This window comes from Citrobacter telavivensis (assembly GCA_009363175.1).
In the GTDB taxonomy this organism is placed as follows: domain Bacteria; phylum Pseudomonadota; class Gammaproteobacteria; order Enterobacterales; family Enterobacteriaceae; genus Citrobacter_A; species Citrobacter_A telavivensis.
Map to the genome: position 1 here is coordinate 3,757,156 of CP045205.1, position 22,911 is coordinate 3,780,066.

The 22,911-nt window shown below is 52.8% G+C and carries 20 protein-coding genes and 1 other annotated feature; of the genes, 13 read left to right on the plus strand and 7 right to left on the minus strand.

The genetic code is table 11. The features are described 5' to 3' along the window. Positions 1-12 precede the first annotated feature (12 nt). Positions 13-1,443, plus strand: coding sequence for a hypothetical protein (locus tag GBC03_20420; protein ID QFS72398.1), 1,431 nt, complete (start codon positions 13-15; stop codon positions 1,441-1,443). Positions 1,444-1,574: 131 nt separating this feature from the next. Here GBC03_20420 and trpA read toward each other — a convergent pair whose 3' ends face one another. The 3 genes from trpA to GBC03_20435 all read right to left on the minus strand — a co-directional run bounded on the left by trpA (position 1,575) and on the right by GBC03_20435 (position 4,348). Next, positions 1,575-2,384 carry a tryptophan synthase subunit alpha gene (trpA, locus tag GBC03_20425; protein QFS72399.1) on the minus strand — a complete coding sequence of 270 codons (810 nt, stop codon included), beginning with the start codon at positions 2,382-2,384 and terminating at the stop codon, positions 1,575-1,577. Next, complete coding sequence (gene trpB / locus GBC03_20430; protein QFS72400.1) at positions 2,384-3,577, minus strand: tryptophan synthase subunit beta; 1,194 nt, start codon at positions 3,575-3,577, stop codon at positions 2,384-2,386. The genes trpA and trpB overlap by 1 nt, the downstream gene beginning before the upstream one ends. Positions 3,578-3,724: 147 nt before the next feature. Then, positions 3,725-3,818 (minus strand) — a sequence feature (Trp leader region). A gap of 137 nt (positions 3,819-3,955) precedes the next feature. Next, a complete protein-coding gene (locus tag GBC03_20435) occupies positions 3,956-4,348 on the minus strand; it encodes a VOC family protein (protein ID QFS72401.1) in 393 nt (130 codons plus the stop codon). Positions 4,349-4,635: 287 nt separating this feature from the next. Between GBC03_20435 and GBC03_20440 the strand changes: the two genes are divergently transcribed. Continuing rightward, positions 4,636-5,172 carry a hypothetical protein gene (locus GBC03_20440; protein ID QFS72402.1) on the plus strand — a complete coding sequence of 179 codons (537 nt, stop codon included), beginning with the start codon at positions 4,636-4,638 and terminating at the stop codon, positions 5,170-5,172. A gap of 166 nt (positions 5,173-5,338) precedes the next feature. On the opposite strand, the gene GBC03_20445 is transcribed toward GBC03_20440, so the two are convergent. Continuing rightward, positions 5,339-6,388: an alpha/beta hydrolase gene (locus tag GBC03_20445; protein QFS72403.1), complete on the minus strand. Its 1,050-nt coding sequence runs from the start codon at positions 6,386-6,388 to the stop codon at positions 5,339-5,341. A 274-nt stretch (positions 6,389-6,662) separates the two neighbouring features. Here GBC03_20445 and GBC03_20450 point away from each other — a divergent pair, with 274 nt between their 5' ends. The 7 genes from GBC03_20450 (at position 6,663) to GBC03_20480 (ending at position 12,728) form a co-directional block, all read left to right on the plus strand. After that, positions 6,663-7,805: an aldo/keto reductase gene (locus GBC03_20450; protein ID QFS74086.1), complete on the plus strand. Its 1,143-nt coding sequence runs from the start codon at positions 6,663-6,665 to the stop codon at positions 7,803-7,805. A 14-nt stretch (positions 7,806-7,819) separates the two neighbouring features. After that, a complete protein-coding gene (locus GBC03_20455; protein QFS72404.1) occupies positions 7,820-8,500 on the plus strand; it encodes a response regulator in 681 nt (226 codons plus the stop codon). Positions 8,501-8,515: 15 nt separating this feature from the next. Beyond that, positions 8,516-9,985, plus strand: a complete 1,470-nt coding sequence (locus GBC03_20460) for a heavy metal sensor histidine kinase (protein ID QFS72405.1) — start codon at positions 8,516-8,518, stop codon at positions 9,983-9,985. A 64-nt stretch (positions 9,986-10,049) separates the two neighbouring features. Continuing rightward, positions 10,050-10,706 carry a flavodoxin gene (locus GBC03_20465; protein QFS72406.1) on the plus strand — a complete coding sequence of 219 codons (657 nt, stop codon included), beginning with the start codon at positions 10,050-10,052 and terminating at the stop codon, positions 10,704-10,706. A gap of 51 nt (positions 10,707-10,757) precedes the next feature. Next, a complete protein-coding gene (locus GBC03_20470; GenBank protein ID QFS72407.1) occupies positions 10,758-11,408 on the plus strand; it encodes a DUF4405 domain-containing protein in 651 nt (216 codons plus the stop codon). Positions 11,409-11,509: 101 nt separating this feature from the next. Beyond that, positions 11,510-11,989, plus strand: coding sequence for a cupin domain-containing protein (locus GBC03_20475; GenBank protein QFS72408.1), 480 nt, complete (start codon positions 11,510-11,512; stop codon positions 11,987-11,989). After that, the gene (locus tag GBC03_20480; protein ID QFS72409.1) at positions 11,967-12,728 is read left to right on the plus strand and encodes a carboxymuconolactone decarboxylase; all 762 of its coding nucleotides are present in this window, start codon (positions 11,967-11,969) and stop codon (positions 12,726-12,728) included. The genes GBC03_20475 and GBC03_20480 overlap by 23 nt, the downstream gene beginning before the upstream one ends. A gap of 128 nt (positions 12,729-12,856) precedes the next feature. On the opposite strand, the gene GBC03_20485 is transcribed toward GBC03_20480, so the two are convergent. Beyond that, a complete protein-coding gene (locus tag GBC03_20485) occupies positions 12,857-13,648 on the minus strand; it encodes a PhzF family phenazine biosynthesis isomerase (protein ID QFS72410.1) in 792 nt (263 codons plus the stop codon). A 238-nt stretch (positions 13,649-13,886) separates the two neighbouring features. Between GBC03_20485 and GBC03_20490 the strand changes: the two genes are divergently transcribed. The 4 genes from GBC03_20490 (at position 13,887) to GBC03_20505 (ending at position 19,019) form a co-directional block, all read left to right on the plus strand. Then, the gene (locus GBC03_20490) at positions 13,887-14,675 is read left to right on the plus strand and encodes an IclR family transcriptional regulator (protein QFS74087.1); all 789 of its coding nucleotides are present in this window, start codon (positions 13,887-13,889) and stop codon (positions 14,673-14,675) included. A 4-nt stretch (positions 14,676-14,679) separates the two neighbouring features. After that, complete coding sequence (locus GBC03_20495; protein QFS72411.1) at positions 14,680-15,585, plus strand: dihydrodipicolinate synthase family protein; 906 nt, start codon at positions 14,680-14,682, stop codon at positions 15,583-15,585. Positions 15,586-15,595: 10 nt separating this feature from the next. Beyond that, the gene (locus GBC03_20500) at positions 15,596-17,563 is read left to right on the plus strand and encodes a YjhG/YagF family D-xylonate dehydratase (protein QFS72412.1); all 1,968 of its coding nucleotides are present in this window, start codon (positions 15,596-15,598) and stop codon (positions 17,561-17,563) included. A gap of 106 nt (positions 17,564-17,669) precedes the next feature. Further along, positions 17,670-19,019, plus strand: coding sequence for a gluconate permease (locus tag GBC03_20505; GenBank protein ID QFS72413.1), 1,350 nt, complete (start codon positions 17,670-17,672; stop codon positions 19,017-19,019). Between the two features lie 58 nt (positions 19,020-19,077). Here GBC03_20505 and fos read toward each other — a convergent pair whose 3' ends face one another. Together fos and GBC03_20515 are read right to left on the minus strand one after the other, a co-directional pair. Further along, the gene (gene fos / locus GBC03_20510) at positions 19,078-19,485 is read right to left on the minus strand and encodes a fosfomycin resistance glutathione transferase (GenBank protein ID QFS72414.1); all 408 of its coding nucleotides are present in this window, start codon (positions 19,483-19,485) and stop codon (positions 19,078-19,080) included. Positions 19,486-19,694: 209 nt separating this feature from the next. Then, positions 19,695-22,739: an autotransporter outer membrane beta-barrel domain-containing protein gene (locus tag GBC03_20515; GenBank protein QFS72415.1), complete on the minus strand. Its 3,045-nt coding sequence runs from the start codon at positions 22,737-22,739 to the stop codon at positions 19,695-19,697. Between the last annotated feature and the right edge of the window lie 172 nt (positions 22,740-22,911).

Consider the following 22,911-nt stretch of genomic DNA (forward strand, 5'->3'; position numbering starts at 1 on the left):
GGAGCATCAATTATGTTTATACGGATAATAGCCACTTCCCTTGCCCTCTGTTCTGTTTCTTTCATCCCCTTTGCTATGGGGGAAAGCGATAATATGTCTCAGGCCACGAGTACGCCGGGGAATATTGCTGAAGAGCGACTGAATCGCGGGGATTATCGGGATCTTATCGTTTACAGGACCGGTCGTCTTGCCGAGCAACCCGCGAACAATGCCTTGCGCTGGGATATTGCGCAGGATGAATTGATAACAGGAAACCTCGATAAAGCAGAAGAATATCTGAAACCTTTATTCGATGATCCACTATACATGGATGAGGCGACCTATACGCAGGGGCTGATTCGTTATTTGCAGGGTGATTATGTACAAGCGGAAACACTTTTGCGGAAAGTATCCAGGGATCTGAGAAGTCAAATTCGACTGCTTTACGTTTATTATCAGACGGGCCAATATACGAAAGCGAAAACATTGTTCGACAATGCGCAACTGAATTCCCTCAGTCAGCATGACAGCGCCCTTCTGAGTTTAATGAACGCATTTGGCACAGACCAACCCTACAAACCCGAGTGGAAAGCTGACCAGGCCCTGTTGCCGTTTATCTCCATGAATCATCTACCGGTGGTCTCCGTCAGGGTGAACGGAGAACCGGTTAATGTTTTTATCGATACCGGCGCTGATTTATTTGTGCTTAATACGGCAATGGCGAAGAAACTGAATCTCAAATCGCAGGGCAGTTTCACAGGGACCTATGCCGGAGGAAAGACCGCGGAAACCCATTATTCCCGGCTGCAAACATTGGGTCTGGGAGAGGTGACATTGCATGACGTCCCTGTTGATGTTGCAGAGTTTCCGGACTCATGGGTTTTTACGGATGAGACCACGGGTGAAAAAATTGATGTCGACGGTATTTTATCCACCGGCGTGTTTCACCAGTTCCTCACCACGCTGGACTATCCGCAGCGACGACTGGTGCTGATGCCCAGAAATAAAGAGAGTCAACGCAAAGTCGCCGAAGGCGGTGGCACAAACATTCCCTTTATCCTCGAGGGGACGCATTTCATGATAGTCAAAGGCGCGGTGAACGGTAAGGAGGACATGACCTTTTTCCTCGATTCAGGTCTTGACGATCCAGAGGCCGCAATTTTGTTGCAGAAAGAAGCACTAAATTACATCGGGATGAAATTGCAGGACGGGGAGCACATGATGCCGGATGGCGGCAAAGGAGGACTTGGCGGTGGCGGTTTTGCAATAACCCGCCTGCCCGTCGACAGTATCTCGATCGGCAGGTTAAATCAGAACAATTCGACAGGGCTTTACGGTGTGTTACCGGCAGAACTCTATTTCACTGAATCCGGCATGATTCTGGACGGCTTTATCAGTCATCAGTTTTTAAAACACTATAAATGGACCATCGATTTTGACTCAATGGTGATGACATTCCAGTAACGAAATAGCGTTAAAGCCTGTGATATCACGGCAAGGGGAATCGGTCTGGAAGTATCACTATCACCCTATAGTCAATATCGTCGCTCGCATAACACGCGGCCTACCGATACAGGCAGGCCGCGTAAACGGTCTTACCGCTGACGCGTTGCCGCTTTCATGCTCATCACAAATGCCCCCAGCTCAGCCAGCATCGCCCCCTCGTTATCGACATACTTCTCGATGATTTTGACGATGGCAGAGCCTGAAATGGCCCCGGTCGCACCGGCTTTAATCGCGTCCGTCACCTGATCGGGCGTGGAAATGCCAAACCCCAGGAGGGTTGGCGGGGCCTGATACTTATCCAGCGTTGCAACCAGATGTTGCAGCGGCTTTGCCGCCTGCCGTTCGGTACCCGTAACCCCTGCCCGGGAAAGCAGGTAGGTATAGCCCCTTCCATGGAGGGCAATCTCCTGGAGAAGTTTATCGTCGGCGTTCGGGGGACAGATAAAAATGGGTGCCACGTTATGACGCATCGCGGCCTGACGGAACGGCTCTGATTCTTCGAACGGCACATCCGCCACCAGCACCGAATCAACCCCAATACGTGCACATTCAGCATAAAACGTGTCGATACCCCGGTTGAAGACCAGATTGGCATACACCAACAGCCCCATCGGAATGGTCGGGTGCCGCTGGCGAACAGTGGCCAACATCTCAAAACACAGGGTCGGTGTGACGTCTGCTGCAAAGGCCCGCAACGCGGCATTCTGAATCGTCGGACCATCGGCCAACGGATCCGAAAATGGGATCCCCAACTCCAGCGCGTCTGCCCCTGCCGCAATCAGGGCATCGATAATTCGTAGCGACTGCTTCGGGCCCGGATCGCCGATCATCACGAAGGGAACAAAAGCACCTTCTCCACGGGCGTTTAGCTCAGTAAAAAGCGTGTTATAGCGTTCCATCAAATTTCTCCTCGTGCGTGCAGAATATCGTGTACGGTAAAAATATCCTTGTCTCCCCGACCTGAGAGGTTAACCACCAGCAGTTGCTCTTTGTCAGGATTTTCGCGCATCATTCTCAGGGCGTGAGCCAGCGCGTGAGAGGATTCAAGGGCCGGAATAATGCCCTCTTCCCGACTCAGGATCTTAAAGGCCTCCAGCGCTTCATCATCGGTAACGGAGACATAGTCCGCACGCCCAATGCTGTTCAGGTACGCATGTTGTGGTCCGACGGAGGGGAAATCCAGCCCCGCAGAAATGGAACAGGACTCAATGATTTGCCCCTCATCGGTCTGCATCATTGGCGATTTCATGCCGAAATAGATGCCCACGCGACCGTGCTTTAACGGTGCCCCATGCTCACCCGTTTCAATGCCATGACCAGCCGGTTCCACACCGACCAGTCCGACGCGAGCTTCATCAATAAAGTCAGCAAACATACCGATTGCATTCGAACCGCCACCCACACAAGCGATCACCGCATCCGGCAGACGACCTTCTTTTTCCAGAATCTGTACCCGGGTTTCTTCCCCTATCATGCGCTGGAACTCACGAACGATGGTTGGGAATGGGTGGGGCCCCGCCGCTGTGCCCAACATGAAATGCGCTGTTTCATAGCTACCGGACCAGTCGCGGAGCGCCTCGTTAGATGCATCTTTCAGGGTTGCAGAACCGCTGTGCACGGGGATCACCTCCGCCCCCATCAGGCGCATACGAAAGACGTTCGGCGACTGGCGCGCTATATCCTTCGCCCCCATATAAATGCGACATTTCAGGCCTAGCAGCGCGCTGGCGAGGGCGGACGCTACGCCGTGCTGCCCGGCCCCGGTTTCAGCAATGATCTCGGTTTTCCCCATGCGCTTTGCCAACAACGCCTGCCCCAACACCTGGTTGGTTTTGTGCGCCCCGCCGTGGAGCAGATCTTCCCGTTTGAGATACAACGTCGTGCGGGTTCCTCTGGTGAGATTGCGGCACCGGGTCAGCGCGGTGGGACGTCCTGCATAGTTTTTCAACAGATCGGTAAACTCGGCCTGAAAGGCCGGATCGTTCTGCGCGTTAACAAAGGCTTCTTCAAGCTGAAGCAGGGCGGGCATGAGGATTTGTGGGACATACATACCGCCGAATTCGCCGAAGCGGGGGTTGAGTATTGTGCTCATTATGGCTCCTTAATGTCTGCGCATTGCCTGAAAAACCGGGCCTTTTCCCTGGTCTGGACTCTGCACGTAAAGTGAATTCAGTAACTGCGCAGCATCTGCTGGCTTCGTTCATGCGGCGAGACTTTCCGCGTGTGACAAAATTTGGGCAAAAAAAAGCCCGCTCATGGCGGGCCGGGTATCGGTGTGCAGACTGCAGACGTGACGATACTGCCCGTTAACGGGAAGTGCGCCACCAGTTGTGCTGAGTCATCATTGAGAATGCCATTACCTGATACCTGTATAATTATTCATTTTGTACTAGTTAACTAGTTCAAGAGTGTAAAGTCAACACTTCCCGTGAATAAAATGTGTTCACCCCGGAATCGCCCCCGCTGTCGTTCAAAACGCGTTAGCGTAATAGACAAACGCCAGCTTATTGCCGTCAGGGTCTCTGACATAGGCGCTATGAAAACCTTGTCCATAATGCGGTCTGTGGCCCGGCGCGCCTTCATCCGTTCCCCCCAGGCTGAGAGCAAGCGCGTGAAGCTGCTGAATATGTTCAAACGAGCGGGCATTCAGCGCGACCATCGTACCATTACCGACGCTGGCAACGTGACCATCAAAGGGTTTACCTACGCACAGTCCGGTGGTGCAGTTTTCACTGAACGTTCCCCATGATGCGCCCTCTTCACCCCGACCTGCCTTCGGGTGTCCAAGCAATTCCATTAATGGATCATAGAAAGCGATCGCGCGTGGCAGATCGTTAGTGCCCAGCATGACGTATGAAAACATACTCCCTCCTCATTGTGATGCCACGGGGATTATCCGTTTTATGTCCCCAGGCAAGTATCGCCGTCAGGTAGCAGCAGTCTACTTAACATACAGAACGATGGCGCAGCGTTAAGCGTGTCAGATCAATAGAACAGGTCAATACCACTGTGAAGATTGATTGAACTCATATACCCGACGATCGCCGTTTTGCTAGTCTCAGCGTATCTCTTTGCGAGTCAACAGGATGATGACACAGGAATTTTCTTCCATTACTGCGCATCCATACGCCATGTAGTACGGCGCTGACTTTGGTTGGATTAAATAAGATGGATGAAAATGCGGTTCTGACATTGCTCAACGAGCTGGGTATACCTTATCAGTATGTCTCACACCCGGAGGTGAAAACGGTTGCCGATCACAGGCGTTTCACAGCGACGTTTCCGGCCCAGTTGCTCAAAAACCTGTTACTGAAAAATAGCTCGGGTAAGCATTTCTACCTGTACATTCTTGATGGTAATCACAAGGCAGATCTTCGCGGATTAGCGTTGCAGCTTGAAGAATCTCGTCTGTCTTTCGCGTCGCCAGCCGAGTTGATGGAAACGTTAGGCGTTGAACCTGGCTGCGTGACGCCTTTTGCTGTCGCGCATAGCGGCAAAAGAGATATTCAAATAATCATCGACTCATCCGTCTCTGCCAGGCAGTCACTGGGATTTCATCCTCTGGTCAACACCGCGTCAGTCTGTATTTCCCGGTCGGATTTACTACGGCTGCTGGCATCTTACGGTTATTTTCCGGCAGAAATTCAATCTGATAGCCTACTCCGGTTACTGGCTCACCCGCTTTAGCTCCGGCATCGTTTGGTTTATGAATTTCATTCATAGCCGCTATTTGTTGAGCGTAATTATCTTTCATCCTGACTTCGTTAGTCTTGAGTTTCGATGTAAATAAACGCGGATGACAGTATGAACCGACCAGCCTGCCAGGCCGATCGGAGAGGCCATGAGGTACGAATTAAATCGTCTTATCGAAGAAGACGTCTAACTTTTGCATCGCCTGGTCAACGTATTTAGGCACCCAATACGTCTCAATGTGGGTAGCACCATCGATCAGGAAGAGTTCTTTGTCCTTCGTACCGGTCGCTTTCGCGAACGCATCTTCCGTCATATAGCGCGTATCCGCTTTTGTACCGGCAATCATCAGCAGTGGTTTATTGATGAGATTGATATGGTCCGTTACGTCAAAGCTCATCAAATCCAGAAGACTGCTGGTGGTGTATTTAAACGTGGAGTTCGGGTGGGCGTGGGTTTTCCAGTAGTACTCGTAGCCCTGGCGATACAAGGCAAAAGGTAACTTAGCAATCTGTTCATCCGTCAGGTTGGCATCGCCGGAGTAAAGCACTTCGCCTCCGGCGGCTTCCTGAGCACGAGCGTCAGAAGCCTGCTGAAGACGCTGCTGGATACTATCCAGTTGTGAATTCTGAAAACCGTTACGGCGCACAAGACCTGAATTAAACATGCTGATGGTGGCAATCGATTTGAACCGTTTGTCCGTTTCGGCCGCAACGAGTGAATACCCGCCACCGCCGCAAATACCCAGCAGACCGAGGCGGGCGGTATCGACACCAGGATACTGGCTGATGTAGTCAGCCATGCCGTGGATATCTTCGATGCGATTAGCGGGTTTATCCACGCTGCGTGGCATTCCGCCGCTGGCACCCTGATAAGCCGCATCGGCGGTGATAGTGATGTAGCCCTGTTCGGCGAGACGCTGGGCATACAACCCGGCGACCTGTTCTTTTACACCGCCATTAGGATGCGCAACCACCACCGCAGGGTATTTTTTGGCGGGATCGTAGTCGGCTGGCGTATAGACATTCGCAGCAATCTGGATGCCATGCAGAGAGTACTTCACCGGATGAATATTGACCTTACCTTTGACGTTCTCAGTGATGGCACCGTCATAGGCCAGTGTGAAAGGGTTTTGTTTGTAATCAGCCGCATTAACTGAGGTCACCCCGGCCATTGCCGTGAGTAGCATTGCACTAATAAGCGTGAATTTCATGGTCTCTCCCGATGAGTGTCGGCCTGATTATTCAGGCTCGCGGAATCAAATTTGCAGGCTCAGATTAGGCGGAGAGGGCTGTCAGCATCGTGACAGGAAAATAACATTTTTGTCAGGAAACAGACTGGGATGGGAAAGCATTTCTGACAACGCTGTCAGGTAACCGTCAGCTTTATGTTGGCAATCAGGAGGCAGAATGGTCTCGCTTAAATGCGATTCATGTTCAATTTTCGGAGAAAAGGAGCGATCAATGAAAAGCCAGAATGACCCAACAATGCCAGCGCGACGCAAGCTATTAGTCGCCGGGGCGAGTATTGCCGCCGCCTCGCTGATTTCCCACGTATCGGCAGCGAGCCAATCCTCTCAGGTCGGTTCATCCAGACAAACCAGCCACCGCCCTGCTGCTCCGGGCAAACGTCAACTCGGAACGCTGGAAGTCTCAGCCATCGGTCTGGGCGTGCAGAACATGAGTCGAAAATGCGATACGTCCGTTCCCTGGCGTCCCGAGATGATGAATGTTATCCGCCGGGCATTTGATGAAGGGGTGACATTTTTCGACGCGGCTGAAGCCTACGGCCCCTTTGAAGTCGAAAAAATTCTCGGCGAAGGCGTCGCCCCGTTCAGGGACAAAATCGTTATCGCCACCAAATTTGGCTGGAACATTGACCAACAGACGGGTAAGCGCCTGCCGGGCCTTAACAGCAGACCGGAGCACATCAGGCAGGTCGTCGAAAACATGCTTAAACGCCTGCGTACCGATCGTATCGACTTACTGTATCAGCACCGGGTTGATCCGCAGATCCCGATCGAAGATGTCGCCGGTGTGGTGAAAGATTTAATGGATCAAGGGAAAGTTCTGCACTGGGGTCTGTCTGAAATGGGCATCAACACGTTGAAGCGCGCCCACGCGGCATTACCCGTTACCGCCGTACAAAGTGAATACTCCATGCTCTGGCGCGGCCCTGAAAAGCAGGTACTCCCGGTGTGTGAAGCGCTGGGTATTGGGTTCGTGCCATGGAGTCCACTCGGCGTGCAGTTTTTAACGGGCTGGATTGATGAGAATACCCGGTTCGCTGCCGGTGATTTCCGCGCGACAGAAACGCGCTTCTCGCCTGACAATCTGCCACACAACTTACAGCTGGTTGAACTACTGAAATCCTGGGCAATACGAAAAAATGCCGCACCGGGACAGATTGCGCTGGCATGGCTGCTGGCGCGTAAACCCTGGATTGTTCCCATCCCCGGCACCACCAATAAAGACCATATGCTGCAAAACACAGCGGCTACCGGCGTGTTGCTGACTCTCGCCGAGATGACCGAGCTCACCCGCTCACTGGACGCCATCACTATCCAGGGGCAACGTCTGCCGGATGCCGTGCAGGTTTATTCCGATGTTGAAGCACCGATGAAAAGTTAAGAGGAAATCCCGTTATGCGCCTGTTGTTAGTCGAAGATGAAGAAAAAACGTCAACCTACCTCAACCGTGCGTTGAGCGAGTCCGGATTTACGGTAGATGTCTCTGCAGACGGCGCTGAAGGTCTTCATTACGCGCTGGAGTTCGACTACGACGCGATAATACTGGATGTGATGTTGCCGGGGATGGATGGCTACCGGGTACTTGAGGGTGTGCGAGCAGCCAAACAGACGCCGGTACTGATGCTTTCAGCACGGGGATCGGTCGACGAGCGCGTCAAAGGGCTGCGCCTTGGCGCGGATGATTATCTCCCCAAGCCCTTCTCGCTGATTGAGCTGGTGGCGCGTATTCAGGCACTGGTACGTCGCCGCGCTACGGATGGCGCAGACATCACCCAACTGCAAATTCACGATCTGCATCTCGACCTGCTGGCTCGCCGCGTATTTCGTGGTGGAACACGGCTGGAACTGACCGCGAAAGAGTTTTCCCTGCTGAGCCTTTTGGCCCGGCATCAGGGGGAGATTCTGTCAAAGATGATGATAGCTGAGCAGATATGGGACATGAACTTTGATAGCGATGCCAACGTGGTTGAAGTGGCCATTAAACGACTTCGGGCCAAAGTGGATGCGCCGTTCGACGTCAAACTGCTGCATACCGTTCGTGGCATGGGGTATGTCCTCGAAGTTCGGTCCGAATAAATGAAGGGGATAAGCATGCCAAAGCGTTCCATCTCCGTTCACCTGGCGCTGATGTTCGCCTTATCCGCGCTGCTGATTGTGTCCGTTATCGGCATCCTGCTCAGAAGCTCCTTGCATGACTCTTTGCAAAAGCAGATGCACAACGAGCTGTTATTTCGGGAATCATTAATGAGTCCATGGATCACCGCACGAACCTCGGCTGACGACTGGTCGACGCTGGCCAATAAATTCACCGTGTTAACCAATTCTGAAGGTGAGCGCGTTCGCTACTGGATAGTGAGCGATAACCCACGCTTTAGCATGGGGGGAACGCCGCCGGTGGGTGTTCAGTGGTCTTCTTTACAGGAAGGCTTTAATAAAGTGCCCGGCGCATCGGACGGCGCATGCTCACTGTTTCTGTTAGTGAAAACTATCCCTGCCAACGGTGAAAGGCCCGAGCTGCGCTATATTGTTGCCATCGACTCCACGCCGTACATGGGCACACTGAATGCCTTTACCCGGACGCTACTAGTCATAGCCGCACTGGGCGTCGTGATTGTCGCTTTGCTGGGATATATCGTATCAAGGATCGGTCTTCGTCCCGTTGGAGCACTCAGTAAAGAGGCCCAGCATCTCGCACCAGGAGACCATGGACAGCGTCTGAATACCCGCGCGTTGCCCGAAGAACTACAGCAGCTAGCCTCATCTTTCAACGGTGTGTTAGCGCGTCAGGAAATCGCCTGGCGACAGCTCGAAAGCTTTAACGCCGATGTTGCGCATGAGCTTCGTACACCGCTGACCAACCTGATAGGCCAGACGCAACTGGGCCTCTCGCGCCGACGCTCGCAGGATGAACTGGAAGAGCTACTGGGTTCTAATCTGGAAGAGCTTGAACGCATGACGTCGATCGTTAACGACATGCTGTTTTTGTCCCATGCCCACGCGGGCGAACATGCGTCCCAGTTGACAAAGGTATCCCTGCGGGAAGAAACCCTGAAAACGGCGGAGTATGTTGAACCTTCTTTTGCTGAAAAACAGCTCTCTCTGGATGTGGAGGGCGACGTCATCGCGCGCATCGACCGACGACTGTTCCACCGCTCACTGGCTAATTTACTGGAAAACAGCGCAAGACATTCGCCGTCTAATAGCACGGTTACGGTGCGCTTAAGCGAAAAAGGTCATCAGGCCTGTGTTGAAGTTTCAAACCCGGGCAATCCAATAGCACCAGAGCACCTACACCGGCTTTTCGAGCGGTTCTATCGCGTTGATACCTCCCGGGCCAGGAGTGATACCCATCATGGGCTGGGCCTGTCGATCGTACGCGCCGTCGCCATTATGCACCGGGGAGATGTCTTTGCCCGTAGCGAGAACGGTATCAATACCTTTGGACTGACGTTTGCTAAGCAACCTGATGCTATCCGTCCAGAAAGCCTAATTTCAGAGACAAAATCGGGACGCCAACGCGCTAAGCCTGCTGACAAAATTGTCAGGGAGCCGTCAGTCTGATGTCAGGCTACCTGCGCCAAAATCATTGTTAAGACTCACCACGGCTGATTGAAGGAAGGAAACAGTGAGAATAAAAAAGGTGTTTAGCGGGTTTCTGGCGATGATGGTCATGGGGCTTCTGGGACAGCCCGCGTTTGCCGCAGAGAATTCATCCACACCGTCCCGCACGCTGATTATCTGGTTTTCCCAGCCCGAGGAAATGAAGCCCGATGCCGTGGACGGTTTTTCCGGGGCCAGCGTATTACAAAAAAATACGCCGGAGACCGGCAGTACGCAGTTTGTTGCACAGCTGATTCAGAAGCAGACCCACGGCGACCTGTTTCGCATTGAAACCGCCACCCCCTACCCTCGCCAGCATGATGCACTGTTACGCGTTGCCGAAAAGGAGCAGCAAACTAACGCCAGGCCATCACTCAAAACGCCGTTGCCCGATCTTAGCGATTACGACACCATTTACGTTGGCTATCCCATCTGGTGGTATACCATGCCAATGGTGATATATAGCCTCTTTGAGCAAAATGACTTTGGCGGTAAAACGGTCATTCCCTTCACCACCCATGGCGGCAGCCGGTTAGCCGATTCCCTGCGACAAATAGCCCGCATACAGCCGCAGGCCAGATTAATCACTCGTGCGCTCTCGATCTCGCGCAACGATATTTCAGGTCCGGACGTACCCGCGCAGGTTGAGCAATGGGTAAAACAAGTCCAGCCACCGCGTTAACCCATCGACATGAAGAATATTTATATTTTCCAGGTCATGCAGGATGCGCTGATGACGTTACTTCTGCTGGTACTGATGGGGTTTCACCTTTACGGTGAAATCGTGCATGAATGGGCGGGTATTATTTTTACGCTGCTCATCATGTTGCATTTATACCTTAACCGGCATCGACTATGGTCGCTGTCGCCGAATATTCCGTCAGCGATGCAGGTAGTTAACAGGGTCATTAATGCAGTGACGTTCGTTGTCATCCTGACCGCTATTGTCTCTGGCATGATGCTGTCCCGACATATTTTTCTGGACCTGCCGCTCCACAACCCGGCGAACGGGGTCAGAAAAGTACACATGACGTCGGTCCACTGGGGAATGCTCATTCTGGCGCTGCATATCGGGTTGCACTGGAAAATGCTGGCAACGTTTTTCTGCCGAGTCCTGAACATCTCCGGCAACTCACACGTTGCAAATGTCATTATGCCGGGCGTTTTTTCGCTCATCGCATTGCTGGGATTGTACTGTTTACTGAACCAGGACTATCTCGATTATTTGCTGATGAAGGTCGATTTCTCCTTTTTCGATTACGATGAATCTGCCCTTCTTTTTTATCTCCGCTACCTGACCATTATTGTTTTATTTGCATTAATGACACGCTTTTCGCTTTGGTATCTTATTTTTAGAAAATGCAAAGCGGTGTCTTCACAGTAGGGTTACCTGACAGAATTGTCAGGATGGCGTCAGCCTTATGACATGTCACCCTGATTAGAATCATTGCAGACCCTCACCATCATCGTAGATAAGGACTTTGCATGATCAGACAGTTACGTTACCTCGGGCTGTTACTGCCACTCTTCACATTTTCATCCGGGGCTGCGGAGCAAAATCCCGCTGTCCATATCGCCCCCGCCGGAAGTCAGGACGCGGTGTACGGGCCCGCCGAGAACTTTACCGGCCGCGTCCGGGTTGATCCTCTCTTCAAACCGGATAACGACATCCCTGTTTCCGGGGCTTATGTCACCTTTGAACCTGGTGCCCGTTCCGCCTGGCATACGCATCCGGCAGGCCAGAGGCTGATTGTGACCTCGGGTGTTGGACTCACTCAGCAGGAAGGCCAGCCGGTGCAGGTCATCCGCGCGGGCGACGTTGTCTCTTGTCCGGCGGGCGTCAAACACTGGCACGGCGCGGCCCCTGGCAGCGCGATGACGCACCTGGCGATAACCGGGATTGTGGATGGTAAAAGCGTTAACTGGATGGAGAAAGTGACAGATGAACAATACCACGCCCATTAAGGCATTAACGGCAGCGGTACTGCTGACCTTTGGTTTTGGTCTGGCGGCACATGCTGCGCCCGTCAATAAAGGATCCTCAGAAATGAACCACGAACAAACGATTTCAGATATGCTGTCAGCCCGCCAACAGGCCATCCCGTTGATTGCCGCATCGATGGCCAGCAGCCAGATGGATAAGCTGAATGCGGCTCTTAATCAGGGGCTTGATGCCGGGCTCACGATAAACGAAACCAAAGAGATTCTCGTCCAGCTTTATGCCTACACGGGCTTCCCCCGTAGTCTGAATGCACTTAGCGAACTGATGAAGGTCGTCGAAGCACGTAAACAACGTGGCATTGAAGATATCGAAGGTAAAGAACCGGTTGCCACTATTCCTGTCGGGGATGAGCTTCGCCGTGTCGGTACCGCAAACCAGACGAGAATCTCAGGCGCTCCCGTCCAGGGCCCGCTGTTTGATTTTACCCCGGTCATTAACCAGTTCCTGCAAACGCATCTGTTCGGCGATATTTTCGCCCGCGATAATCTCGACTGGCAAAGCCGCGAGCTGGCAACGGTTGGCGCATTAGCCGCCACGCCGGGCGTTGAATCTCAACTGCTATCGCATACCCGCGCCAGCATGTGGGTCGGTCTGACGGCAGCGCAACTGCGCCAGTTGGCACAGGTTCTGCGTGAACATGGCGAAAACGATGCGGCTACGCGAGCTGAAAAGGCGCTGCAACAGGTGCTGGCGAGCCAGTAGCGGTCAGGATGAGCCCGCCCACAGATAGTGATGACCGCGTTTGCCGGGCTCACGTTGGCAAACCTCTCCCTGCCATCTGCGGTGACCGAAACCGCAGTTGGCAGGCAACCGCCGCATCCTGGATGAGCTTAGCGTAGCAGCACTTTACCCAGCAGATACGTTGTTGCCTGTCCGCCGATATAAACACGCTCTCCCACGCTCTGGCAGAGTAAATCCCCGCCGCGTTCAGCGCCCTGATGCGCCAGCATCTCTGCTTTATTTAGTCTTTCGGCCCAGTAAGGAATGAGCATACTGTGTGCTGAACCAGTGACGGGGTCTTCCGCTACGGCTTCTCCTGGGCAGAAGAAACGGCTGACAAAATCGTATTTCCCTTCCCCTGGCGCGGTGACGCAAACCATTTTTCCCAGGGGAAGCATGGCATTGATGTCCGGACGTAGCGCATTGATCTGCTGTGGAGTATCCAGGACAACCATGTAGTCGCGCGCCACGCGCACTTCTTTATATTCCGTGATACCCAACGCATCCAGCAGTAAGGACGGCGGCGTGACGGGCTGGGTTTCCCAGGCAGGGAAATCCAGCGTCAACCATTCACCGCTGCGCTCAACGGTTAACGGCCCCACAAACCGGGTATCAAAATGGAGAATCTCACCCGGATAATCCAGATGTTCAAAGATGACGTGAGCTGCCGCAAGTGTGGCATGTCCACACAGATTTATTTCTCCCTGAGTGGTAAACCAGCGCAGCATAAAGCCGTTTTCATTGGGGACAAAATAAGCCGTCTCTGACTGGTTATGCTGTTTAGCCATTTTCAATAATGTTTCATCAGGCAACCATTCGGCTAGCGGACATACTGCTGCGGCATTGCCCCCAAAAGTCTCCGTACTAAAGGCATCAATCATGTAAAAATCAATTTGTTGCATCGTGCGAACCTCGAATCGTTCTTTGAGCACCTCACACTCTACCATACCACGACGGTATGGCGTCTTATCATTTCCAATGCATTCACATTTGACCGAATGTCAGCACGAGAATTCTGCTATTCAAACTGAGTACAAGATCACATTTAATCACCCCATTACGGTTCAGCATGTTGAACAAGGTATATTTTCATTTCAGCAATGCCGATACTATTTATTCTACCAGCAAGAGGGTTCCATGATGGTTCGCAAAGGGTGTAATTCATTAGTTCGTGCCGAAAAAATATTAACCCACATCGCATGGGTAGGCGTGGCGAGTTATATGGAATTATTAAAAGAATTTCAGTATCCCAAAAGCAGCCTGCTTAATTTATTGAATGTGATGGTGGAGTGCGGCTTCTTAATTAAAAACAAAAATGGCCATTATTCGCTGGGAATAAAAAACTACGAACTGGGTTGCCAGGCGCTGCACCGCCAAAATATCTTTGAGGTGACAAAGCGGCCAATGCAGGAGCTGTCGCTGAAAAGCGGCCTGGTCTGCCATCTGGGGGCAATGGAGAGCTATTCAGCTCTCTATCTCGACAAGGTTGAGAGCCCGAACTCGGTGCCAACAAGCAAAAGCTGGATTGGTAAAAAACTTGAATTGCATATCACTGCGCTGGGTAAGGCGTTATTAGCCTGGAAAACGCGGGAAGAGCTGGATTATTTTTTAGATGCGCTCACGTTGACGCCACACACGCGCAATACGTTTACCGATAAAAAGTTATTTCTGGAAGAGTTGCAAAAAACGCGGCTTCGGGGATGGGCCATAGACAATGAAGAATCAACCTATGGTGCGGTATGTTTAAGTATGCCGGTATTCAATATGTATAACCGGGTTAACTATGCGATCTCGCTTTCGGGCGATCCGGTGGTTTATTCAGGAAATAAGATCGACGGTTATCTGGAGCTGCTGCGCAAATGCGCCGGGCAAATATCATATGGGCTGGGATACAGAAACGAAAATGAATATTTACGAAAAGGAAACTGAGGTAATGACAAAATTCAGCGGTATTATTCCACCGGTATCCAGCACGTTTCATCGTGACGGAACCATTGATAAAACGGCAATGCGTCAGGTTGCTGACTTCCTGATTAATAAGGGTGTCGACGGGCTGTTTTACCTTGGTACGGGTGGGGAATTTAGCCAGATGAATACCGCCCAGCGAATGGCGTTCACCGAAGAAGCCGTCGCCGTTGTCGGCGGACGGGTCCCGGTATTGATTGGCGTCGGTTCGCCTTCCACTGACGAAGCGGTCAAACTGGCGCGACATGCACAAGCCTGCGGCGCTGACGGCGTCGTCGCTATCAACCCCTACTACTGGAAAGTTGCGGCACGGAATCTTGACGACTACTACCAGCAGATCGCCCGCAGCGTCACACTGCCGGTGATCCTGTACAACTTTCCGGATCTAACCGGTCAGGACTTAACCCCGGAGACCGTGAAACGTCTGGCACTGCAAAATGAGAATATCGTCGGCATCAAAGACACCATCGACAGCGTCGGCCATCTGCGCACGATGATCAACACCGTTAAGTCTGTACGTCCGTCATTTTCGGTATTCTGCGGCTTCGACGACCATTTACTGAATACCCTGCTGCTGGGCGGCGATGGCGCGATATCCGCCAGCGCTAATTTTGCTCCGGAACTCTCTGTCGGTATCTATCGCGCCTGGCGCGAGGGCGATCTGGCAACTGCCGCCACCCTGAATAAAAAGCTCCTGCAACTGCCCGCGATTTACGGCCTTGAAACGCCGTTTGTCTCACTGATCAAATACAGCATGCAGTGCGTGGGGTTGCCGGTGGAGACATATTGCCTGCCGCCGATCCTTGACGTCTCAGAAGAAGCCAAAGAAAAAGTCCACGCACTGCTGGCCGCGCAGGGCATTTTATCGGACTGAGGAGAAGATCATGTCTGTTCGCCATATTTTTGCTGACGAAAGTCGCGATATCTACACCGTCAGAACCCACGCCGATGGCCCTGACGGAGAACTGCCGCTTACGGCGGAAATGCTCATCAACCGCCCGAGCGGGGATCTGTTCGGGATGACCATGAATGCCGGAATGGGCTGGTCCCCAGACGAACTGGATCGGGACGGCATTCTACTGCTCAGCACGCTGGGAGGGTTACGCGGGGCAGACGGTAAGCCCATCGCGCTGGCGCTGCACCAGGGTCACTACGAGCTGGATATCCAGATGAAAGCGGCCGCGGAGGTCATCAAAGCGAACCGTGCCCTGCCCTATGCCGTGTATGTTTCCGATCCGTGCGACGGACGTACTCAGGGTACGACGGGTATGTTTGACTCGCTACCGTACCGTAATGACGCCGCCATGGTGATGCGTCGTCTTATCCGCTCTCTGCCCGATGCAAAAGCCGTCATTGGCGTGGCGAGCTGCGACAAGGGACTTCCGGCCACCATGATGGCGCTTGCCGCGCAGCATGACAAAGCGACGGTGCTGGTGCCCGGTGGCGCAACGCTACCCGCAAGGGATGGGGAGGATAACGGCAAGGTGCAGACCATCGGCGCCCGCTTCGCCAATGGCGAGTTATCGCTACAGGATGCCCGCCGTGCGGGTTGTAAAGCCTGCGCCTCCTCCGGCGGCGGCTGTCAATTTCTGGGCACCGCCGGGACATCGCAGGTCGTAGCCGAAGGATTAGGACTGGCCATCCCTCACTCAGCACTGGCCCCTTCCGGCGAACCGGTGTGGCAGGAGATAGCCAGAGCCTCCGCGAAGGCGGCGTTGAACTTATGTAAACAAGGCATCACCACCCGGGAAATACTCACCGATAAAGCGATTGAGAATGCGATGACGGTCCATGCGGCGTTCGGTGGTTCAACAAACCTGTTGCTGCATATTCCGGCGATTGCCCATCAGGCCGGCTGCCATATTCCAACCGTTGACGACTGGATCCGCATCAACAAGCGGGTGCCCCGACTGGTGAGCGTACTCCCCAATGGTCCGGTTTATCACCCGACGGTGAATGCCTTCATGGCGGGAGGTGTGCCGGAAGTGATGCTGCATCTTCGCAGTCTGGGATTGCTGCATGAAGACGTGATGACCGTCACCGGCAGCACGCTGAAAGAGAACCTGGACTGGTGGGAACACTCCGAACGGCGGCAACGGTTCAAACAGCTTCTGCGCGAACAGGAGCAGATCGACGCCGACGAGGTGATCATGTCGCCACAGCGGGCACGGGAGCGCGGCCTGACCTCAACGATCACTTTCCCGGTGGGCAATATTGCCCCGGAAGGGTCGGTTATCAAATCCACCGCCATCGACCCCTCGGTGATTGACGATCGGGGCATCTATTACCATAAAGGCGTGGCGAAGGTTTATCTGTCCGAGAAAAGCGCGATTTACGATATCAAGCACGACAAGATTAAAGCGGGCGATATTCTGGTCATCATCGGCGTTGGCCCTTCCGGCACCGGGATGGAGGAAACCTACCAGGTCACCAGCGCCCTGAAACATCTGTCCTACGGCAAGCATGTTTCACTGATCACCGATGCGCGTTTCTCGGGCGTTTCCACGGGGGCGTGCATCGGCCACGCAGGGCCAGAAGCACTGGCCGGGGGGCCAATCGGTAAATTACGCACCGGGGATATTATTGAAATTAAAATTGATTGTCGCGAGCTTCAGGGCGAAGTCAATTTCCTCGGAACCCGTAACGATGAAACATTACCCTCACGGGAGGAGGCCACCGCAATATTAAACGCCCGACCCAGTCATCAGGATTTACTTCCTGATCCTGAACTGCCCGATGACACCCGACTCTGGGCGATGCTCCAGGCGGTAAGCGGCGGGACATGGACGGGTTGTATTTATGATGTAAATAAAATCGGCGCGGCCTTGCGCGATTATATGAATAAGAACTGAAAGCAAAAATAAAAACATCCAGACACCTGAATTATCCGGTTACGCATTATTCATCCTGTGCGCAGCCGGATAATGACGGGTCGTTACCCTATGATGAGAGGACGTTATGCCACTAATTATCGTTGTGGCAGGGATTGCTTTACTCCTGCTTTTAACCATAAAAATTAAGCTCAATACGTTTGTTTCACTAATTATTGTCTCGATTGCTGTCGCCATCGCCAGTGGTATGGATTTGAATAAAGTTGTCACCTCGGTCGAATCCGGACTTGGCGGCACGCTGGGCCATATCGGTTTAATATTTGGCTTCGGCGTCATGCTGGGTCGTTTGCTGGCCGACGCGGGGGGGGCGCAGCGAATAGCGCTGACCATGCTGAATTATTTCGGCAAAAATAAACTTGACTGGGCGGTAGTTTGCTCAGCCTTTATTGTCGGCATTGCACTTTTTTTCGAAGTCGGCTTAATTCTTCTGGTCCCTATTTTATTCGCTATTGCCCGTGAAGCGAAAATATCGCCGATGTTTATGTGCGTGCCCATGCTTTCCGGTTTACTGGTTGCACACGGTTTTTTACCGCCGCACCCCGGCCCGACCGTTATCGCCCGTGAATATGGCGCCGATGTAGGGCTGGTTCTGATATACGGTATCATTGTCGGCATCCCGACCTTTATTCTTTGCGGTCCGGTATTGAATAAATTCTGTCAGCGCATTATTCCGGACGCATTTAAAAAAGAGGGCAATATTGCCTCCCTTGGCGCGACCCGTCGGTTCAGCGAAAGCGAAATGCCTGGCTTTGGGATCAGTTTTCTCACCGCGATGCTGCCGGTTATCCTGATGGCGGTCGTCACCATCATCCAGATGACCCATGCCAAAAGCGCCGCGGATTCAGGCTTGTTCTACAACATACTGCTGTTCCTGGGTAACTCGACGATTGCGATGCTGATTTCACTGCTGTTCGCGATTTATACCATGGGTCTGGGCCGCGGAAAGACGATCCCTGAACTGATGGATTCCTGCGGGAAAGCCATTGCGGGTATTGCCGGACTGCTGCTGATTATCGGCGGTGGCGGCGCATTCAAGCAGGTGCTCATCGATTCTGGCGTGGGTCAGTACATTTCCACCCTGGTCTCAGGCATGGATATTAATCCCATCCTGATGGCCTGGGGCGTTGCCGCGTTCCTGCGTATTTGTCTGGGTTCCGCCACCGTGGCGGCGATCTCTACCGCCGGTCTGGTCATCCCACTGCTGGCAGTACATCCTAATACTAACCTGGCATTGATTACGCTGGCGACCGGGGCAGGATCCTGTATCTGCTCCCACGTTAACGACGCCAGTTTCTGGATGATTAAAGACTTCTTCGGCCTGACCACCAAAGAGACACTGTTGTCCTGGACGCTGATGTCGACGCTGTTATCCATCTGTGGGCTGATATTTATTCTGCTCGCCAGCATGATTATATAATTGTGCCTTCGCCAGTGGATCGCGTTGTCGGTTCACTGGCTCCTCTTTTTCACTCATTTTACGGGGATGAGAAAAACACCATTCCTTCATAAGGATGTTGCATACACGCGTTAAGGCGGCTGGTTAAATCGCCGTCATGGATTTCCAGCTTGTGCCCATCGGGATCCAAAAAGTAGAAAGACCGCCCTTCACTCTTATTGATTTTCCATTCGGTGACGCCCAACGCTCTGAGATTATCCACAAACACATCGAAATCGTCGTCTTGAATACTGAATGCGTAGTGGGTGTAATCATCCTTACTGGCAACGGTATCCGCCGAAAGACACAGCCACAAATTGCCCAGACTCAGGTAAGCGCCGTGGGCCCATTTGGCCTTAGGCGTAAACCCAAGTGTGTTGACATAAAAAGCAAAACTTCTTGAAACATCACTGACGGCGAGGGTGATGTGGTTCAGCCCATTCAGCATGCTTGAGTCTCTTCAACAGGATGCAGGATTATCAAAACTACCATAGGCGTACCGAATCGCGCAGCGTGAGTGACCTGAAAGCATGAAAAATCATTGGGATATATCTGCACCAGAATCCGTCTGGTTTGAAGGGCGAAATGAGGGGCCGTGTTAAATGCGCGTTTTCCTCCTCCCTCGAAAGGGGGGAGGAAATAACGTCACAGAAACCGTTAAAATTGCCAGGAAAGGTTGGCATTAACGCGGTGATCCTGATGATTATCAGAAAGCAGACCACCATAACTCAACGCCAGCGTTGCCTGTTTGCCAAGACTGACCTCTGCACCGGCTTTTACAATCGCGCCGTCGCGCGATACCGGAACACTGTTAACCACAAATGCGGCATTATGGTCACTAAACATCAGTCCGGCATCGCGATTACGTTCGCCATACTGATGCTGCCAGCCCAGTTCTCCCTGTAACTTAACTGCGTCAATTTGTACATCTGTACGCAACCCTAACGTTGAAATGGTGGCATTCGTGCTTTGTTTTTCACCCTGAAGCGCGGCTGCGCCCCCTTTCTCACGAAGGCTGTCGCGCTGAAAATGGGTATACGCCAGATTCGCAAAGGGCTCGAGGTTCACGACTTCCGTCCTGATACGGTATCCCGTCTCGGCAAACAGCTGTGCGGTACGGGCATGATACCCGGCACGCAGGTAATCCGACTGCGCGCCATAACTGACACCACGCTCTGTGTCGATACTGTGCCACGTGTAGCCACCGCCGAGTCGCAAGGACAGATCGCCTTCCTGTTTGCTCGCATAAATTCCCAGGTGCGTGTTATCGCTCGTCCCGCTGGCATGATCCCCGCCATCAACCGTAGTACGGGTATAACCGACTACGCCGCCAAGCTGAATATCATTCACCAGAGCAGAATCGACGCCCAGTAACACGCCCCGGGTCGAGGATTGCCAGCCCGTTGCGTTGTCGTCACCGGAAGCGCGTCCCCATCCGCCCAACAGCTGTACCCACGCCCCGCCCTCGTTCGCCTGGATATCCGTTGAGCGACTGATGCCCTCACGCTGACGTAAACGTTCGTTCATTGACTCGCGGAGATAGCGGCTGTCATTAAGCAGTGCGGACGCCACATCCGCATGGATTTGCCCCGCCAGTTGACGATAAGCCTGTCTGGCTTCGTCTTTAGACGTACTAAGCAAAATACTTTCATACACCGGATTGCCAGCAGACAGTCTGTCCGCCGCCGTCGCGACAGCTCGCTGATTGTCCGTCAGGGCAATATCGGCGAATGCCGTACCGTTGCGCCCCACATTCAGAAGTACCCGGTCAGGTTGATAATTGAGCGTGGTGCCAAGGAATAACCATCCAGGCTGTACGCGGTTAAATTGCCCATGGACGCCTTGTTCAGCCGTCAGAATGGTGAACTGTTTTCCCTGGAGACTATGCACTTCGCGCTGGGTGAGCAGGTTTCCTCGCCCTTCCGGTGAAACCGTGACGTCACCGCCATCAAGGGTGGCGATGCCTGCGCTTTGTATCAGGTCACTGCGCCCGTCCGCGGCAATTTCCACTGCATACTGTGCATCACGCTGGAAGTTCAAATCGCCCGCAACGTCTAATGTTCCGACAGAATTGCCAGGCGCAATGGCGCCACCGGATTTCACAGTGAGAGCCCCGGTTTTACCAGAACCGCTCAGTAAGGCGCCCGTTTCTACCGTCACCGATGAATGACGATGATCGCCATTTACGATCAGTTGTCCTCCGGCAACCGTTGTGGTGCCGGAGAAACTGTTGTTTCCCGTCAACTCGAGGGTGCCGGTTCCCTTCTTCACGAATGTCCCCTGGCCACTGATATCATTACCCCAGGAATCGTAGGCGCTTACGCCCCCCTGCGCGGCATCCATTGTCACGGAAACATCCCCGTTAAACGCACCATAACCATCCGCAGCGGCAAAGAGGTTGAGACGCGCCCAGCCGGAGCCATTATCCAGCGCATGTCCCGACTCAATCTCCGTTGTGGCGAGGACATCTCTGCGCTGCTCAGCGCTCAGATAAGGGAAGCGGGAGGCAATCAGGACCTCGGCCCCTTCAGGCACAACGGGAGCGAGATCTGTCGCCCCCGTCGGTGTCAAACCATAGGTCATGCGAAACAGATAGTCGGCTTTATTCTGCCTTTTTTCCTGTAACTGAGACGCTCTCTCTGCGGCAACACATTCTGCAATGCTGTTGCCACATCCCTGTTCCAGCAGATTGCGTAAATCCGTGCTGGCGCGTTGCATCAGAGACTGAAAATCGCCGGAGGTCGTCACTGGCGCGCCCAGCATAGACTGAATGCTCTGCTGCAGATAATCAGGATTATTGTTGAGGATTTGCGCAACTGCATAAGTGGTCATAATACGAGCGCCAATCACGTCCAGCGCATAGTGCGCGCCAAGGATAATACGACTGTTACCGTACTCAGACCCGCGCAGGATAAACTCCTGAAACCGTTCTGGCACCATCTCAGCCATCAACAAGGTGCTGGCAAAACCGAACGCAGAATGACCGCTGGGAAATGCCGCATTGCCTTTCAGCGTCGGAATTATCGCCACGGCGGTATCCGTATCAACGCCAAAGTAATCGGGTGCGCTGAAGGTTTCGATTCGGTCAAGCGCAACCTGCACGGGGCGGGAATTACCGACCGTATTACGGTCCTCTTCCGACGGTTGATAGGCCAGGTCATAAACGTTATAGACACCGCCATCAGGCAACTGAATTCCCGTCGCCGGCATCAACGGATTGCCGTTTGCGCTGCCGTTGGCATAAAAGTTTTTGGCAAAGCTGGAATCCGCCTGAATCAACGCGTTAACCTGCGACAGCAATTCGCCAAAATGCTCAGAGAAAACCGTGGCACTGTACGTTTGTGCATTCAGACTGTTATGCGCATTGAAAATAGCGCTCATTCTTGTGCCCAACGCATCGGCAATCAACATGCCGTTTGTCATGGAACCGACCAGTGCGGCAATGGTGTTATCCGATACCGCTCGGGCACGTTCAGCGTCGGTAGCGCGATTATTAATGGCTATTGATGTCTCGAGGTTTTCTCGAAGAACCGTTTGACCAGCGGGAGTATTATTCAGTTGACTAAAACCCGTGAGCAATTCTGTGGCTTCAGTGATTCTGTTTTCTGTTGCATGTGCGCTTCCCAGAGATAACGCAATCGCAACCGAGAGTGCGGTGATCCTTGTTGTCATAAGCATTAACGAATTATCCTTAATAACCATGTTAATTAGAAGGTTATTAAGTAACAACGCGGTATGACATATTTATTAATCCGTCTTGCGTAAAATCTTAAAGTGAAATTTAGCGTGAATTTTTATAAACAAGATACGGCTCGCAGGTCACAAAACCATCATCTTTCGGCCATTCTTTTGCAGTAATCCCCTTTCACACTGT